Genomic DNA, 17,549 nt, shown 5'->3' with positions numbered 1-17,549 from the left:
CTACTTGTATAAGCATGTTTCAGGCTGGTTGGGACAATGATCCCGTTTTATTGAAGATAATAAAACCTTCTATTCATTGATTTAGTTGAAATAAATTTAATAACTCTTTGATGTGCTATTTTTCTGTTTCTTGTAATTTATTAATAATAAGACAACATAAATCGGTATAAACCCTAATATACCTCCAAGTGTATTTAAAATGAAATCATCAACATCGAAACTTCCAAATTTACATACAAGTTAAATGAGTTCAAATGCCAAACTTAAAAATCTTTCTGATAATAAAGGTAAAATGAAACTTTTAGAAAATATTATTAATTTTATAAAGCCCCTCTTATGGAATCTAGCTGTTAAGTCCAAATAAATGTCTTTCGTTAAATTTTCGTTAGCACAATACCAACTAGTGCAGATATAACCCCGACGACTTGATACAATTTAAGCCTTTCTTTATATAGTAAACAGCTACTGAGAACGACAACTAAACAACTTAAGCTAACGATTGGGAATACAATACTCGCGACTCCTGTATTAAGAGCAAAAAAGTAGCTACTATAACCTACAACACTAAAACATCCAATAATTGCACCAAATTTCAATTCTGTACGCTGCCACTTCTCCTTCATAATAAAGCTATTAATGATTAAATAAGAAGCACCGCCACCATACATACAAACAAGCGTATTGATTGAATCAATATGTAGATGAGAAGACGTCTTCATAAGCACACCGAGTACACCAAACGATACAACAGATAATAAAACACGGTACATCCACGGCTTATAATTCATTTTAACACCATTACCTGGTACATATTGGATGACTGCTGCTGAAGCAAGCATAACAATAATGCCAATCCATTGAATGAGTGTAATGTGCTCGTGGAATATAAGTGCCGCACTTAGTATTGGAATAACCGTATTTGTGCTAATAAGCGGCGACGTTAAACTCGCAGGTCCTTTTTCGAATGCCTTTGACATTTGAATATTACCGTTTGCATTCAATATTCCGATGATTGCACCTAGTACAATCGTTAATCCATTAAATGATGCAAACCCTGCAATTATTCCATAGCCGCACATTAATAAAAACGCGATAAGGTAAAAGAAAAACTGCATATGCACCTTTGATAGTCCTTTTCCTGCAGTGACCTTAAAAATCATATTATTGATTCCAAAGCAAAACATTGTCATTACTGCTGCTACAATCCACACTTAAAATCCTTCTCTCCCATTGATAGAGTTATTTTAATATAAATTTCTAGGATTTCAAATGATTTTTATCATTTAAAATAGAAATTATTGCGCATCAGACCTAGATGATGTATATGCTTTTATCACTTTTTCACACGTAGTTTTCGAATGATTGGATGATATTGCTCTCTCATGTTGTTGAAGCCATCGTTGATCAACGAATGAATGAGGTGCCTCTACACTTCATCCTTCTAGTTCAGATGATGAAGAACACTTTTTAACTCCAAAGCAAATTGATTTTATACTTTCGGTCATTTACAAGGTAAAGGATGAATTTGAATTAGCCATTAATCCAGCTAAATGAACTGTCAACGATTTAAATAGGTTAATAGCTTATAATCGATATAAAAATAAAGGGACTCTTATAAATTTGGCAAAAAAGGGTGTATGAAAGATAAATATAATAGGAAAAATCCTCTGTCCAAACGCGAGGCTTTTTTTAATCTATCAACAGTCCGCTACATTTTTGTTAAAAATTATGGAAGAGTATCATACCCTTTTGATCAACGGCTGAAATCCCTTTCTAACACCCCAAAATAAAAAATTCCCCTGCTCAGCAGCAGGGAATTTCATCTCACATCACCATCTATTCAACACCGTAATACCTGGTGTTTTAAACTCGGCCATATCGTAAAGGATGTCAGCAGCTTCTTCTAAACCGACTGTTTTTGTAATCATTTTATCAGGCTGGATCATGCCGCTTTCTACCATTCGCATCATATCTGGAAAGCGGGAAACAGGCATATTTGAAGATCCGATTACCTCTAGTTCTTTTACGACAATGAGATCAATCGGCAATTCAACCTTTCCTTTTTCATCCTTTGAGGTAAGACCTAATTGGAGATGTCTGCCTCTTTTTCTTAGGCTGTTAATGGCATTTTGGCAGGTTATTGCGATTCCTAACGCGTCAACCGCTACATGAGCACCGCCATTTGTGATATTGATAATTTCTTGAACAGCATCTTTTTCTTTACTATTAATTGTGATGTCTGCCCCGAATTCTTTTGCTAGTTTTAGTGCTTCGTCATTAATATCAACAGCAATGACTTTTGCACCAATTGCTTTTGCTATATGAGCAAGTGAAAGACCCAGCCCGCCGCTTCCATGGATCGCAACCCACTCGCCTGGTTTTACTTTCGCCTGGTCTACTAAGCCATGAAAGGCCGTCATAAATCTGCATCCAAGCGCTGCACCTGCTTCAAAGCTTACGCTATCCGGTAAGTGAACGGCATTTCGATCAGCATCGGGAACGTTCACATATCTTCCGTAACCACCCCAATACGTCGTACCTGCTACACTCCCATGGTCACAAATATTTGAATGTCCTGTTAAACAATACTCACACGTTCCTTCTCCATGTGCATGTGGAACGACAACTCGGTCTCCTTTTTTAAATTTTGTTACTTGACTTCCTACTTCCTCCACTACCCCGGAAAATTCATGACCAAATACGTGTGGCAATCGTACCTGTAAACCGATCCAGTCCCAATCTCCCATCATAAAATGCCAGTCACTTCTACAAATCCCATTTGCCTCAACACGAATCACAACTCCTGTATCTGTTAACATTGGTCTTGAAACTTCTTGAACTTCCATCTTTTTACCAAATTCAGTTAATACAAGCGCTTTCATATTATTCCTCCTCAAAGTTATCTTTTGAATTCATATTGTAATAAGCATGAAAAGCTATAAATCTAGCAAACTAATTAAGATGGGACCTACTTTTCCTTATAAAAAGGAGAAAATTTCGGCATCGTTATTGTATCGGACCAATTCTCAAAAACCACTTCAACCTCCATCCCTATTTCCACAGCTTTTGGCTCACATTGTACGATATTACTCATCATTGTTGGACCTTCTTCTAATTCAATGATGGCAACAACATATGGTACGTCAGAAAGGTATGCCTTAGATATGGCACGATGGACGATTGTGAAACTCATCACCTTTCCCCTGCCTGAAGCCTTCATCCACTCGACTTTCCTGCTTGAGCATTTGGTACACATCAGACGAGGATAAAACTGGCAGTGATGACAATCAGAACATTTTTGGATTAGGAGTTTATGCTCCAAGCACCCTTCCCAGAATCGAGCCGTTTCCACAGTTGGCTGGGGAAAGTTTTTTCCTGACGATTCATGCATTTAGTCAACCTCCCGACCAAGAATAAGTGTGGTATGACTGGACATAATCCCGCCCTGGCCATGTACAAGCGCTACCTTTGCAGTCTGCACTTGCCGCCCCCCAGCCTGGTGCCTGAGCTGAGTGACTGTCTCTGTTAGAGCGAACATTGAACCAGGATTACCTGGATGACAATGTGACAGGAGACCTCCGTGCGTATTGACTGGAAGGGAGCCTCTAAGTTCAATTGCTCCGCTTTCCACAAACGCGCCGCCTTCTCCTTTTTCACAAAAGCCAAGGTCTTCAAGCTCGATTATTACAGTTGGTGTAAAGCAATCATATAGTTGAGCAAAATCAATTTCATCTGGACCAATACCGGCCATTTCGTAAGCTCGCTTTCCAGATTCTACAGCTGCAGAAGTAGTGAGGCTGCGTGCTTGGCTAATATGTTCATGTCCATGTCCTTCCCCAACACCAAGTAAGTAGACCGGATGATTAGGGTATTCGACAGCCCGTTCTGCGGAAGTTAGTATGACAGCGGAACCGCCATCTGATATTAGTGAGCAGTCCAAAAGGTGTAACGGGTCTGCAATCATACGAGATGTTAAGACATCATCGACAGTTATGAGCTCGCGCATTTGAGCATGAGGATGTAAGTTAGCGTGTTTACGAGCGGCGACAGAGATAGCAGCAAGTTGTTCGGGCGTTGTACCATATTTCTCCATATGTGCTTTGGCAATCAGGGCATAATAAGCAGGGATCGTTGGACCATATGGTAATTCAAACTGTTTATGTCCCGTAGAGACTTGTGCTGCCATCGCCTGCTCTTTAGTTAATCCACTATAAAGGCTGTCTGCCATTGTGATCAACACGGTATCGCAAACTCCTGTTAAAATAGCGGAAGCTGCATGGTGCAAGACCGAAAACGTTGTTCCCCCGCCTGTCCCGACACTCATGCAATATTTAGGGAAAATTTGTAAATACTCTGCAATCGCCTCTGCGTGATACAGCATTGGTTCGGCCATGGAATTACAGGTAATTAATCCATCGACCTTTTCTTTACTTATCCCGGCATCAGCTAATGCTCTTAATGCTGCATCAATACATAGCTGTGTTGCTGACAGATGGGGAACAATGCCAACTTCCGTGTCAGCTGCCCCGACAATCGCTACTTTTCCGCGTAATGACTGCATGTTATTCCTCTTTTCTTGTGGCTGTTTTCGTAAACTTTGTTGCTTTATAACAAGTATTAGGAATGGTTGATTGTAACGAGAGGATGCTCGATGACCGTAGGGCGGGCGGTGAGCCTCCTCGGCGCATGCGCCTGCATGAGTCTCACCTGTCCCGCTACTCCCACAGGAGTCTCGCACCTTCCGTTCCAATCAACCTAAATCGTTTTTGTTCCAGGAACCCAATTAAAAACAACAATCTTTTAGAAAAGAGCCTTTCTTATCATTAAATAAATGAATGAAATGTTTACCGTTTTACTTGGTAGCCTACACGTTCACGATCCCACGTATCTGATGTGATCCCTTCAGAACGCAATTTGTATTTTTCTACCCTTTGGGAAGGTGTTCTCGGCAATTCTGTTACGTAACGGATATAACGAGGGATTGCGAAATGAGCCATACGTGTTTGACAAAACTCGAGAAGCTCTTCTGGTGCAACGGTTTCTCCTTCTTTTAGAATCACAACGGCAAGTACTTCCTCTTCAGACAGTTCAGATGGAACTCCGATAATGGCTGCTTCCAATACCTTAGGATGATCGTTCATGACACGCTCAATCTCATAGGACGAAATGTTTTCACCTCGCCTGCGAACAACATCTTTTTTTCTGTCGATAAAATAAAGATATCCATCTTTATCGAAACGGCCCGTATCCCCTGTATGAAACCAGAGGTTTTGCCATGACTTGACGGTTGCCTCTGAATTCCCATAATAATCGGTAAACATAATTCCTGGCTTTTTTGGGCGGACAACGATTTCGCCGTTCTTGCCAACAGGACAAGGGAATCCATTTTCATCATGTATTTCTACTTCAAAAATAGGCCGTATCTTCCCACATGCACCTTTTCGAAAATTTGCAGCAGGATTGGCTGCGACAGTACCTAATTCGGTTGACCCATACACTTCAGAGATTTGCACGTGAAAACGGGTTTGAAAATCCTCATAAATTTCCTGCGGAGTTGGCGCGCCGTATGCTTTTCGAACAAGATGATCTGCATCTTGAGCACTTTCCTTTTGTTTCATTAGTATGGTTAGCATAGACCCCATAAAGTTAAAGGCCGTAATCTTTTCCATGCGGCAGATATCCCAAAATTTCGAAGCAGAAAATCGATTATGCATGACAACGTCGCATCCAACTAGTAGAGCGACAAGGATGGTCGTATAACGTGCGTTTACATGAAATAATGGAAAAACAGTAAACAAGCGATCTTCCGGATGATATTCCATTACTTCACATGCTGTTTTCGCCACGCTAAAATTCGCACGATGGGTAAGGACGACACCTTTTGACGGTCCGGTTGTCCCTGAAGTAAAAAGGATGAGAGATGGATCATTCGGTTTCATTTGACTTTCTACACATTCATCACTTGCTTCAGAGAGAAGTTTTTCAAAGGAATACCAAGTAAATCGGTTCGATTTTATTTGTGGTTCATCTCCTACTACAATCACATCGCGAAGATATTCAAGCTGTGCGGAGATTTCATTAAGTCGATCCACCCATTGTGCTGAAATGACAAGTGCCTGACATTCTGCTTTGTTAAGAATATAGACTAGTAAATCACCTCGAAACGCTACATTAATCGGAACTTCAACCACACCGAGCCTGGCAAGGCCCAGCCAGGTTATCAAAAATTCCGGGCTGTTTGGCAGCATAACCGCACAAGTATCTACTTTGTCCAATCCTAGAGACATGACTAGATTCGCCAGCTTATTCCCTTTTTGATGAAATTCTTGATAGGTAAGATCACCACTCTCAAAACGTACAAATCGTTCATTTGGTCTCGTTTTGGCCCGATATGCAACAATTTCACCAAATGTCTCAGGTCCGTTGTACATTTTTTATCCCCCATTTGACACTCATAGTTTAGTATGTTTATAAAAACTGATTAACGAATAACTTTATAGCTAGTAAATTCACGATCCCATGTATCTTCTGTCACACCTTCTTTTCTAAGCTTATATTTCTCGACTCTTTGTGAAGGTGTTCTAGGCAGCTCTTTAACAAAGCGGACATATCGCGGGACAGAGAAATGAGCCATACGGGACTGGCAAAAATCAAGTAATTCCTCAGGTGAAAGAACTTCCTCGTCTTTCACATTTACAACAGCAAGTACTTCTTCCTCTGAAAGTTCTGATGGTACACCGATGACTGCAGATTCAAGAATTTTCGGATGTTTATTTAAAACACGTTCAATTTCATAGGATGAAATGTTTTCGCCTCGTCTCCTCACAACATCCTTTCTCCGATCGACAAAGTAGAAATATCCATCTTCATCCATATAACCGCTGTCACCTGTGTGAAACCATAGATTTTCCCATGATTTTACCGTTTCAACAGGCATACCATAATATCCTGAGAACAAAACCCAAGGCTCCTTAGGGCGGACAACAATTTCACCTGTTATGCCAGGCGGGCATTGTTCATCATTGTCATCGTGAATCTCAACCTCATAGATTGGAACAGCTTTCCCACAAGATCCTTTACGAAATGAGTCTGCACGATTGACTGCTGCTAATCCAACTTCTGTTGAACCATATGCTTCTGTGATTTTCACATTGAATCGTTTTTGAAAATCCTCATAGATTTCCAGTGGTGCAGGCGCACCTTGAATCATCCGCACAGGATTATCTGCATCATCCGGCCGTTCTGGCTGCTTCATCAAAATCGTAAGAAGCGATCCCATGTAATTAAAGCAAGTGATTTGCTCTCTCCGGCAAATATCCCAAAAATTCGAGGCAGAAAAGCGATTATGCATGACAACATCACAATCGGCAAGTAATGCAACAAGAATCGTGGTATAACGTGCATTAACGTGAAATAAAGGAAAAACGGTATATAAACGATCGTCAGGTCCATAATTCATAAGGTCACAAGCAGTCCTGGCAAGACTAAAATTCGCACGATGTGTAAGAATCGCACCTTTAGACGGACCTGTCGTGCCTGAGGTAAATAGAATAAGAGATGGATCACTAGGTTTAATTTCAACATCTATTTCAGCTTCATTTGCATGAGACATAAGATTTTCATAGGAATACCAAGTCATTCGGCCGTCTTCCACCTCTTCCTTCCCACCAACTACTAAAACGTGGCGAAGATGGTTGAGTTCAGGGGATAGTTCCTTTATTCGGTCAACCCATTGTGAAGAAATGACGAGCGCCTTACATTTTGCCTTGTTTAGGATATTGGCAAGCAAATCACCTTTATAAGCACTATTAATTGGAACCTCAATAACGCCAAGTCGTGCAAGCCCTAACCATGCAACTAAAAATTCCGGACAATTCGGCAGCATAATTGCACACGTATCGCTCTTTGCAAGACCTAGAGACGACATAATATTAGCAACTTTATTACCCCCGCGATGATACTCGCTATATGTTAGTTCATCGTTTTCAAACTTAACAAAACATACGTTCGGTTTTAGTAGAGCACGATTCTTAACAATTTCACCAAAGGTTTCGATTCCGCTATACATTTCAGCCTCCTATGAAACTAGCATTTATTAAGTTTTCAATTTACGAGATAGCGATTTTTAACACCTCGGGTATCTATAAAAAGAGTACCCGAGGAAGGATCCTTCATTTCCCATTCTTAACGGGAAGTAAACTAAACTGCTAGATGTTAACATTATTTTCATTCCAAATTCACCCAAATATTTTTAATCTCTGTATACATATCAATCGAAGCCGCACCGTTTTCTCTACCTAGTCCGCTTTGTTTATAGCCTCCAAAAGGTGAACCAGGTTCTGTAATATTGTACGTGTTGATCCAAACATTCCCTGTTCGCAGCGCATGAGCTACTTTATGAGCTTTGCGGATATCTGTTGTACAAATTCCTCCGCCCAATCCATAAACCGTATTATTTGCTTGTTTAATTACATCATCGATATCATTAAATGGCATAGCTGAAACAACTGGACCAAAAATCTCCTCTTTTGCAATCGTCATTTCGTTATGTACGTTCGCCATAACAGTTGGTTTGACAAAATGGCCATTTGCTAAATCAGCTTCTCTTGCATCACCGCCGATCAGCATTTCAGCTCCTTCTTTCAGTCCGATATCCAAATAGTTTAAGACACATTCTTTTTGTTTCGATGAAATTAGCGGTCCAATAACGGTATCCTTATCAAATCCATTGCCTACTTTATAATTTTTTGAGTACTCAGCTAAGTCAGCTAAAAATTTATCGTAAATGCTATTTTCAATATATAGCCTTGAACCGGCAAAACAAACTTGACCTGAGTTAAAGAAGATAGAGTTCGCTGCATTGGCTAGAGCTATTTCATAATCTGAATCAGCAAAAATAATATGTGCTGATTTACCGCCTAGTTCAAGTGTTACTTTTTTTATGTTCACAGCACTATTTTGAATGATTTGTTTACCGACACTTGTTGAACCCGTAAAGGCAATTTTATCGACATCTGTGTGTGATGCTAAAGCAGCACCTACAGTTGTACCGTAGCCAGTGACAATGTTGACAACACCATCTGGGAATCCTGCTTCTTGTACAAGTTCAGCAAATCGCAGCAAACTAATCGGCGTTTCTTCAGACGGCTTTACAATCACCGTATTTCCGACCGCAAGTGGTGCAGAGATTTTCATAATCGCATTCATTAATGGTGCATTCCACGGAACAATTCCTGCACAAACGCCAATTGGTTCACGAATGGTATAGTTGAAAATGTTTCCTGGTGTCGAGGAAGGAATCGTTTCTCCTGTTATTTTCGTTGCCCACCCAGCATAATAACGAAAATTATCGGCTGCAGCTGCTGCAAATCCTCTTGTTAATGATACCGGCTGTCCGTAATCAAGCGTATCTAAATGAGCTAACTCCTCAGCGTTTTCTTCGATTAAATCGGCTAATTTAAGAATAAGCCTTGCTCGTTCATTTGGTTTCATTTTCGGCCAGGGACCTTCTTCAAACGCTTTACGCGCCGCTGCAACGGCAAGATCAACATCCTCTTTGTCTCCTTCAGCAGCCGTCGTAATTAATTCACCAGTAGCTGGATTTCTAATTTCTGTTCGTTTCCCAGAAATGGCGTCTACCCACCTGCCGCCAATCAACATTTTTAACGGTTTTGCGGTAAACTGAATCGCCTTTGAATTTAATGCAATTAAAGTGGACATTACGAATTCCCCCTTTTCATAATGAGAAACATGAACATAAGCAAATATCCTGTTTGTACATTCATTATAAAAATGTTCGAAAGCGTTTCCAATAGTCAAAATAGTAAAAATTGTACAAAACTTAACACATTCGTATATATTGTATAATAGAGAACAATTTTCTTGGAAAGAGGGTATGATAATGGACAATACGGCAAGTAAAAAGGTCGTACGCTCAAAAAAATTATTTAAGCACACCCTATTAACTTTACTTAAGAAAAAACACTTTGACGAGATTACGATAACGGAAATCGTAAAAGAAGCTGGCTATAATCGAGGAACCTTTTATTTTCACTACGAACAAAAGGAAGATTTATTAGAAGAAATCATTGATGATGTGTTTGATGAGTTACATAAAGCCTTTCGACATGGATATATGAATTATGATAAGGAAGTAAACATATTAGAGCTTTCCACAATCGCATTATTTGATCACTTTATCGAATACAAAGAATTTTATCAAATCATGCTGGGAGGAAATATTAATCATAACTTCCGGGATAAAATGATTGATACGATGAAAAAACACTTTAGGGAAGATATTGACTTCACTGCAAATGATGTAGACTCAAACATTGACATCGAGCTTTTTTATACATATCGTGTCAGCGGAATCATTGGCATCATATTAGAATGGATCCTGCATGACTTCCATCACTCAAGGGATTATATGGCAGAACAGATTGTTAAGATTGCTACGTTTTATACGAAGAAGGTGTATATTAAAAAGTAACGATCATCCTTTAAATCTACTGTTATATCTTTATATAAATCTACTATTCTGTGATTGAAGGATTCCGCTTTAAAATCATTTTTTCTATGGAGTCCTGAGAAAAAAACGGGAAATTAGATCAGAATAGTATAGGCGCATGGGATAACCTTCATGCGCCTCCTAGAGCTACTTTAACCTCACCGATTTACAACTCTTTCAATATGAACCGTTAAATATAATTTCTCATCATTCGTTAATTCATAGTCAAATTTTCTTTTTACATAGTCGTTTATTTTTTCGGTGCATTCAAAAGCATCTTTATGCTTGTTTTTTACAGCTTCAAAAAGGAAGTCATCATCACTTTGCATGTACGTTTTACTGTACAACCTTTGTGCGAAAAACTTTAAATGGGTAACGAATCGAAAGAAATTTAATGACTCTTCATTAAAGTCGATGCCAAAGTGATATTTGACGATTTTAAGGATGTCTTGCATCGTTTTTGTAATATTTACAATATTAGGCATTTCTTCATTTAGCTCTGCATTCACAATATGCATGGCGATATAGCCTGCTTCATCCTCTGGAAGTGTGACATCCAGCTTTTCCTGAATCATGCTTAGAGCTTTTAATCCAAGAGAGAATTCATCTTTATATAATTTCTTGATCTCCCATAATAATGCATTTTTGATATTAAGGCCTTTTTTGTTTCTTTCTATTGCAAAATTAATATGGTCGGTTAATGAAATATAGATACTATCGTTTAATTCTCTTCCTAGCTTTCCTTTTGCTAATTTTATGATTTCTTCTGCTACTTCCATTAATTCAAGTGACACTTCATATAGTAGCGTTTTAAACCGCTCTGATAGATCATTGTTTTTTAGAGTGAAGACTTTTTCTATTTTTTCTTCATCTATTTCATCACCAGGTTTTTTTTGAAAAGCAAGACCCTTCCCCATGACGACCAGCTCTATATTTTCTGCATTAAAAGCACTTACGACATTATTGTTATAGACTTTTTCTATTTTCATACGATCACCTAAATCATGTTTAATGGCGTTCATTTTTAAAACAGTCTTTCTCTTATAATCTCTTTATATTACAGTATATTATACGGTTTATTCGGTTCCTTTTCTTCTAGTAGACACCAATTTATCATGGTAAAAGCTTATAGGACAAAGCCTGTTTTTTTTTAAGAGAAGAAGGAAAGCTCTCTCCTTGAGCTTTCCTCACCATCATTCCTTTTAAAAGTCTTCCCCATTTGTTGCAATCACATTTTTGTACCAATCAAAGCTTTTCTTTTTATATCGGTTGTTCGTACCTTTTCCTTCACTATCGCGATCTACATAGATGAAGCCATATCTTTTTCTAAGCTCAGCAGTTGACGCACTCACAAGGTCAATTGGGCCCCATGATGTGTATCCCATAATTTCAACACCATCACCGATCGCATTTTTCATTTCTCGAATATGGGCATCAAGGTATTCAATTCGATAATCATCTTGAATCGAGCCATCTTCTTCGACTTTATCCACGGCACCAAGTCCATTTTCAACGATGAAAAGTGGTTTTTGATAACGATCATAAAGTTGGTTACAAACTGTTCTTAATCCCACAGGATCAATTTGCCAGCCCCATTCTGAAGCTTTCAAATATGGGTTTTTCACACCAGCAAGCAGGTTTCCAGCTGTTTTTTCATCTTGATGCTCAGGAGCTGTGCTAGCCACAAATGACATGTAATAGCTAAATCCAATATAGTCGACTGTATGATTTTGAAGGAGCTCCAAATCTCCATCAGCCATTTCTATTTGAATATTTTTGTCTTTGAAGTAATTCAACATATAAGTTGGATATTTCCCTCTTGATTGAACATCTGAGAAGAATAATGTTTTACGATCTTGTGTAAGAGCCGCAAACATATCCTCAGGCTTTGACGTGTATGGATACGTAACCATAGAAGCAATCATGCATCCAATTTGTGAGCCAGGGATGATTTCATGACCTGCTTTTACTGCAAGCGCACTTGCTAAAAATTGATGGTGTGCCGCTTGGTAAATATCTTGTTCATTTTTTTGTCCATCTTCAAATAATAGTCCTCCACCTGTAAACGGTGCATGTAACAGAACGTTAATTTCATTAAATGTCATATAATATTTTACTTTGTCTTTAAAACGAGTAAAGATGGTTTTTGCTAATCGTTCATAGAACTCTACTAATTGACGATTCTTCCATCCACCATAGTTTTTCACTAAGCCTACTGGCATTTCATAGTGTGAAATCGTAATAACTGGTTCAATTTTATGTTTTAACAGTTCATCAATCATATTGTCATAAAATTGAAGCCCTTTTTCATTTGGCTCTACTTCATCACCATTCGGAAATAATCGTGTCCAAGAGATGGAGAAACGAAATGCCTTAAATCCCATTTCTGCAAATAATGCAATATCTTCTTTATACTTGTGGTAGAAATCAATTGCGTCATGATATAAGTTAAATTGCTCCAATGAGAAATCTGGCGGACTCATAATTCCATTTGGAGAAACATCAGCCGTTGAAAGACCTTTTCCATCCTCTTTATAAGCACCTTCTAATTGGTTAGCAGCGACTGCTCCTCCCCATAAAAATCCTTCTGGAAATTTTCTTGTGTTTGTATTCATTCGTATCACCTTTCAAATTTTTATATAGTCAACCTGTATAATAATTAGAGAACTTCTCCGTTACTTTCGATTACTTTTTTATACCAATCAAAGCTTTTCTTTTTTGATCTAGCAAGTGTTCCTTGTCCATGATTATCTTTATCAACATATATATAACCATAACGTTTTTTCATTTCACCAGATGATGCACTAACAATATCAATTGGGCCCCAGCTCGTGTAGCCAATGATTTCAACACCATCTTTAATTGCTTCAGACATTTCTTCAACATGCTTTTTCATGTACTCAATACGGTAGTCGTCATTCACTTTTCCGTCTGATGTAAGCTGATCCACAGCCCCTAACCCATTTTCCACAACGAATAATGGTTTTTGATAGCGATCATATAATTGATTCGCAGTAATTCGGAATCCCTTAGGATCAATCGTCCATCCCCACTCAGATTTTTCTAAATAAGGATTCTCAATTGAGCCAAACACATTACCTGCTGTCATATTATTGATTTCTGGATCTGTGCTTGTCGCTCGGCTTGCATAATAGCTAAATCCAACATAGTCGACTGTATGGTTTTTCAAGAGCTCTTCGTCTCCTTCTTCCATTTCAACTATTAAGTTATGGTCTTTAAAGAATCTTTTTGCATATCCTGGATATTCTCCTCGTGATTGAACATCAATGAAGAAAAAGGATTCACGGTCTTTATCCATCGCATCCCATACATCCTCTGGGTTACAAGAATATGGATAAGTCATACCTGCCGCTAACATACAACCAATTTTAGCCCCTGGACTAATTTCATGACATGCTTTAACAGCAAGTGCACTAGCAACCAACTGATGGTGTGCTGCTTGGTATTGAATTTGTTTTTTATTGTCTCCTTCATTGAAAACAAGGCCTGCTCCTACAAATGGTAAATGTAAAAGCATATTGATTTCATTAAACGTCATCCAGTATTTCACTTTGTCTTTATAACGTTTAAAAAGCGTTGCAGCATACGCTTCAAATAATGAAACAAGCTTACGATTTCGCCAGCTTCCATAATTCTTTACTAAATGAACGGGTATATCAAAGTGAGCAATTGTCACGACTGGTTCGATGTCATATTTTAATAATTCATCGAATAAATTGTCATAAAATGTTAGGCCAGCCTCATTTGGCTGATGGTCATCTCCATTTGGAAAAATACGTGCCCATGACACCGATACACGTAAAGCCTTAAAGCCCATTTCTGCAAAAAGCGCAATATCCTCTTTATAGCGATGGTAAAAATCGATCGCTTCATGTGAGGGGTAAAATTCACCTTCAAGTGGTTGAAAAGAAGGAAGATTCCCAAACATAATATCCCAACGCTTTTCACCAGTTGGAAGTAAATCAACTGTTGTTAATCCTTTACCATCTTCAAGATAGGCACCTTCTGTTTGATTTGCTGCAATGGCACCGCCCCATAAAAATCCTTTTGGAAATGTCATTTGTTACTCTCCTTTCAATTGGAGGAGGAAAGAAACCGTATCTTTCCTCCAATTGTCCATAACTTCTAGATTAATTGAAACAATTGATCTCCAAAGTTCATTTGTTTTTCGCTTGTTTTTTGTAAGTTAAAATCTTTATAATTCGTTACCACAATTGGCGTTGTAACAGGTAATCCTTCCGCTTTAATTTGCTTAATATCGAATTCAATTAATAACTGTCCTTTTTCTACTCGTGCACCTTGGCTAGTATGAGATGAAAAATGTTTCCCACCAAGTCTCACTGTATCCATACCAATGTGGATTAAAATCTCAGCTCCTTGATCTGTTTTAATCCCAATCGCATGGTTTGTTGGGAAAAGTGCTGTAACTATACCGGAAGCTGGTGCGACTAACTTTCCTTCAGTTGGTTCAATCGCTACACCATCACCAAGTGCTCCAGATGCAAACGCTTCATCTTTAATTTCAGATAAGATCTTAACTTCACCTTTTAATGGGCTTGCGATTTCTTCTGTTGCAACAGCTGTTGCTCTTGCTGCTGCAGCTTCGTTTTGAGCAGAATTTGTTGCCTCGCTTTTACCTTTGCCCATTCCGAATAGATACGTAAAAATGAAAGCTAAGCCAAATGCTGCTACGAATGAGATAAGTGCTCCCCATAAACCGAATGTAATTCCGTCAGCTGGGCTAATAAATGATGGGACAGAAAATACGCCCATACCGCCAACCATATAAAGTTGTGTGCCGGCAGCTCCAATAATTCCTCCACCGATAGCAGCCCCGATACAGCTGATAATAAATGGCTTTTTAAGTGGTAATGTAACACCGTAAATTGCTGGCTCTGTTACACCAAAGATGCCAGAAATAAATGCCGGAATACTTAAAGTTTTTAATTTTTGTTGCTTTGTTTTTAAATAAACAGCTAGAACCGCACCAATTTGTGCAAATGAAGCTGCCATAGTTGTAGCTAAAATCGGATCTTGGCCCATTGTTGTAATATTGTTAATTGCAATTGGTACAAGACCCCAATGAAGACCAAAGATGACTAATACCTGCCATAGACCACCAACAAAAATTCCTGCGATGATTGGGCTTAAGTTATAAATGAAAAGTGTTCCCTGTCCTAATAAGCTTCCCGCCCATGTTGAAATTGGTCCAATAATGATAAATGTGAGCGGTACAACAATTAGTAATGTAAACATTGGTACTAAGAATGCTTTTACGACATCTGGAATGATTTTCCTTAAACGTTTTTCAACTACAGATGCGAAATAAGCTGCAAGGATAATTGGAATAACAGATGATGCATAACTCATTAAGATAACTGGTATACCTAAAAATGTAATATGGATTGGTGATTCAAACATTGTGCCTGCAAATAATGTGTAAAGTGGTTCACCTGCTGTTAATCCAGATAAAGTAGGATAAACGAGTGATCCTCCAATCGCCATCCCGATGAATGGGCTTCCACCAAACTTTTTAATCGCTGTATATCCTAAGAAAATTGGGAAGAAGTAAAATAGTGAGTCACCAATTGCATTTAAAATTTGATATGTTCCTGATGTTGACTCCAACCAACCCATTGCTATAAATAGAGCGTTAAAACCTTTAATCATCCCTGTTGCTGCTAATACACCAAGAACAGGTGTAAATATACTTGAAATAATATCGATGAAGCTAGCTTTTTGTTTTTCTTCTTCATCAACTGGAGTTTGCGCTTGTAATCCGCTTACTTCAAGAACAGCTTTATATACATCTGGGACATGATTTCCAATTACGACTTGATATTGTCCCCCGCTCTGCATGACAGTGACAACACCATCCATATTTTTTAAAACTTCTGTATTTGCTTTTGATTCATCTTTTAATTTAAAACGTAATCTAGTTATACAATGCACGATACTGTAAACGTTTTCTTTTCCGCCGACATTAAAAATAATATCTTTAGCCAACTGCTCATATTTCATGAGTTGTCCCTTCTTTCTTCATGTTTTAGACAAATAAAAAACCTGAGCCAAATAGATAGCACAATTGCTTATCGCGATCGCAATAATGTGCATCTATTCAGTCCAGGTTATGCCCACTTAAGGTAACATTCCTTCAACGGAATATTTATTATTCATTTGTTATATGTAATTTATCATGGTAAAACAATAATGTCAACGCTTTCTTTTTTGATTCTTTATAAAATGATAGTCTTTTTGTATCAAAATATTAATCTATCTATCTTCTTGAAATATAAAAAACAGAGACTAGATAGGAAGATCTACCCTCCATTCATATGACAAAAAGATTTTTACGTCAATTGTTTACTGCCTTCATTTCTATAAGAAGTATCAGCAATTTTTTCAACATTTAATTGACCATTTTCATAACTAATAACTGAAACACTACAGTTTTCATGTACTTGAAATTCTTTACTTTTTGTTACCTGAATGATGTAATTTCCGATCGTGACTCCGTGTGAAAAGATGAGAATATTTCCACCTTCTGAAGCATGTTTTTCAACTATTTCTTTTACAGCTTCTTCTGTTCGTGTGAAAAGCTGTGCATAAGATTCACCTTCAGGGGCAGATGCATTTATATCAAGGCTGAATAATTTCTCAAGTGCATCACCATGTAATTTCGGAATTTCATCTTCAAGTAAAGCTTCTAATACACCAAAATTCATCTCCTTTAGTCTTTTATCAATGACTAACGGAATATCTCTATCACCGATTGCATACTTCGCAGTGTCTTGAACCCGCTGGCTGTCACTTGAATAAGCCGCAATAAAAGGGATGTTAGATAAACCTTTTCCAACAGACTTTGCCTGTAAAATTCCTTTTTCAGTTAGTGGAGAATCACAAAAACCTTGCATTCGTCTTTCAACATTATATTGCGTTTCTCCATGTCGAACAAAATAGAGAGTTACCTTGTTTTCACTAATCACGATTGAACACGTCCTTTTTTTGATATCTCATT

13 protein-coding genes are annotated in these 17,549 nt (G+C 38.2%); 1 reads left to right on the top strand and 12 read right to left on the bottom strand.

Annotated elements, in window-relative coordinates; translation table 11 throughout:
- Positions 1–374: 374 nt before the first annotated feature.
- From GMB29_RS09465 to GMB29_RS09435, 7 genes are all read right to left on the bottom strand, one after another.
- On the bottom strand, positions 375–1,211 hold the full coding sequence (locus GMB29_RS09465; RefSeq protein WP_136356541.1) for a DMT family transporter: 837 nt from the start codon (positions 1,209–1,211) through the stop codon (positions 375–377).
- A 618-nt stretch (positions 1,212–1,829) separates the two neighbouring features.
- A complete protein-coding gene (locus GMB29_RS09460) occupies positions 1,830–2,882 on the bottom strand; it encodes a zinc-dependent alcohol dehydrogenase family protein (protein ID WP_136356543.1) in 1,053 nt (350 codons plus the stop codon).
- 86 nt (positions 2,883–2,968) lie between these two features.
- Positions 2,969–3,391: a Zn-ribbon domain-containing OB-fold protein gene (locus GMB29_RS28015; protein ID WP_136356545.1), complete on the bottom strand. Its 423-nt coding sequence runs from the start codon at positions 3,389–3,391 to the stop codon at positions 2,969–2,971.
- A complete protein-coding gene (locus GMB29_RS09450) occupies positions 3,392–4,561 on the bottom strand; it encodes a thiolase C-terminal domain-containing protein (protein WP_136356547.1) in 1,170 nt (389 codons plus the stop codon). It lies immediately after the preceding gene.
- 283 nt (positions 4,562–4,844) lie between these two features.
- Entirely contained in the window at positions 4,845–6,431 is a 1,587-nt protein-coding gene (locus tag GMB29_RS09445) for an AMP-binding protein (RefSeq protein WP_136356549.1), read from the bottom strand.
- A 50-nt stretch (positions 6,432–6,481) separates the two neighbouring features.
- Positions 6,482–8,068, bottom strand: a complete 1,587-nt coding sequence (locus tag GMB29_RS09440) for an AMP-binding protein (protein ID WP_136356551.1) — start codon at positions 8,066–8,068, stop codon at positions 6,482–6,484.
- A 158-nt stretch (positions 8,069–8,226) separates the two neighbouring features.
- Positions 8,227–9,720 (bottom strand): aldehyde dehydrogenase family protein, encoded by a 1,494-nt coding sequence (locus GMB29_RS09435; protein WP_136356553.1) that lies wholly within the window; start codon positions 9,718–9,720, stop codon positions 8,227–8,229.
- A gap of 181 nt (positions 9,721–9,901) precedes the next feature.
- Between GMB29_RS09435 and GMB29_RS09430 the strand changes: the two genes are divergently transcribed.
- Positions 9,902–10,492 carry a TetR/AcrR family transcriptional regulator gene (locus GMB29_RS09430; RefSeq protein WP_136356555.1) on the top strand — a complete coding sequence of 197 codons (591 nt, stop codon included), beginning with the start codon at positions 9,902–9,904 and terminating at the stop codon, positions 10,490–10,492.
- Positions 10,493–10,668: 176 nt separating this feature from the next.
- On the opposite strand, the gene licT is transcribed toward GMB29_RS09430, so the two are convergent.
- From licT to GMB29_RS09405, 5 genes are all read right to left on the bottom strand, one after another.
- Positions 10,669–11,499, bottom strand: a complete 831-nt coding sequence (licT, locus tag GMB29_RS09425) for a BglG family transcription antiterminator LicT (protein ID WP_136356622.1) — start codon at positions 11,497–11,499, stop codon at positions 10,669–10,671.
- A gap of 213 nt (positions 11,500–11,712) precedes the next feature.
- Positions 11,713–13,125, bottom strand: a complete 1,413-nt coding sequence (locus tag GMB29_RS09420) for an aryl-phospho-beta-d-glucosidase (protein WP_136356557.1) — start codon at positions 13,123–13,125, stop codon at positions 11,713–11,715.
- 44 nt (positions 13,126–13,169) lie between these two features.
- Positions 13,170–14,591: a 6-phospho-beta-glucosidase gene (locus GMB29_RS09415; protein WP_136356559.1), complete on the bottom strand. Its 1,422-nt coding sequence runs from the start codon at positions 14,589–14,591 to the stop codon at positions 13,170–13,172.
- 65 nt (positions 14,592–14,656) lie between these two features.
- The gene (locus GMB29_RS09410; protein WP_136356561.1) at positions 14,657–16,552 is read right to left on the bottom strand and encodes a beta-glucoside-specific PTS transporter subunit IIABC; all 1,896 of its coding nucleotides are present in this window, start codon (positions 16,550–16,552) and stop codon (positions 14,657–14,659) included.
- Between the two features lie 329 nt (positions 16,553–16,881).
- Positions 16,882–17,517: a histidine phosphatase family protein gene (locus GMB29_RS09405; RefSeq protein WP_168733915.1), complete on the bottom strand. Its 636-nt coding sequence runs from the start codon at positions 17,515–17,517 to the stop codon at positions 16,882–16,884.
- Positions 17,518–17,549: the final 32 nt, after the last annotated feature.

It is taken from the genome of Metabacillus sediminilitoris (assembly GCF_009720625.1).
Classification (GTDB): domain Bacteria; phylum Bacillota; class Bacilli; order Bacillales; family Bacillaceae; genus Metabacillus; species Metabacillus sediminilitoris.
Note: the sequence above shows the minus strand (reverse complement) of the source record. Positions and strands in the feature narration are given on the sequence as shown.

Bases quoted from the DNA above. Each gene is read 5' to 3' on its own strand.
- GMB29_RS09460 (WP_136356543.1), bottom strand. From the start codon at position 2,882: ATGAAAGCGCTTGTATTAACTGAATTTGGTAAAAAGATGGAAGTTCAA.
- GMB29_RS28015 (WP_136356545.1), bottom strand. From the start codon at position 3,391: ATGCATGAATCGTCAGGAAAAAACTTTCCCCAGCCAACTGTGGAAACG.
- GMB29_RS09450 (WP_136356547.1), bottom strand. From the start codon at position 4,561: ATGCAGTCATTACGCGGAAAAGTAGCGATTGTCGGGGCAGCTGACACG.
- GMB29_RS09445 (WP_136356549.1), bottom strand. From the start codon at position 6,431: ATGTACAACGGACCTGAGACATTTGGTGAAATTGTTGCATATCGGGCC.
- GMB29_RS09440 (WP_136356551.1), bottom strand. From the start codon at position 8,068: ATGTATAGCGGAATCGAAACCTTTGGTGAAATTGTTAAGAATCGTGCT.
- GMB29_RS09435 (WP_136356553.1), bottom strand. From the start codon at position 9,720: ATGTCCACTTTAATTGCATTAAATTCAAAGGCGATTCAGTTTACCGCA.
- GMB29_RS09430 (WP_136356555.1), top strand. From the start codon at position 9,902: ATGGACAATACGGCAAGTAAAAAGGTCGTACGCTCAAAAAAATTATTT.
- licT (WP_136356622.1), bottom strand. From the start codon at position 11,499: ATGAAAATAGAAAAAGTCTATAACAATAATGTCGTAAGTGCTTTTAAT.
- GMB29_RS09420 (WP_136356557.1), bottom strand. From the start codon at position 13,125: ATGAATACAAACACAAGAAAATTTCCAGAAGGATTTTTATGGGGAGGA.
- GMB29_RS09415 (WP_136356559.1), bottom strand. From the start codon at position 14,591: ATGACATTTCCAAAAGGATTTTTATGGGGCGGTGCCATTGCAGCAAAT.
- GMB29_RS09410 (WP_136356561.1), bottom strand. From the start codon at position 16,552: ATGAAATATGAGCAGTTGGCTAAAGATATTATTTTTAATGTCGGCGGA.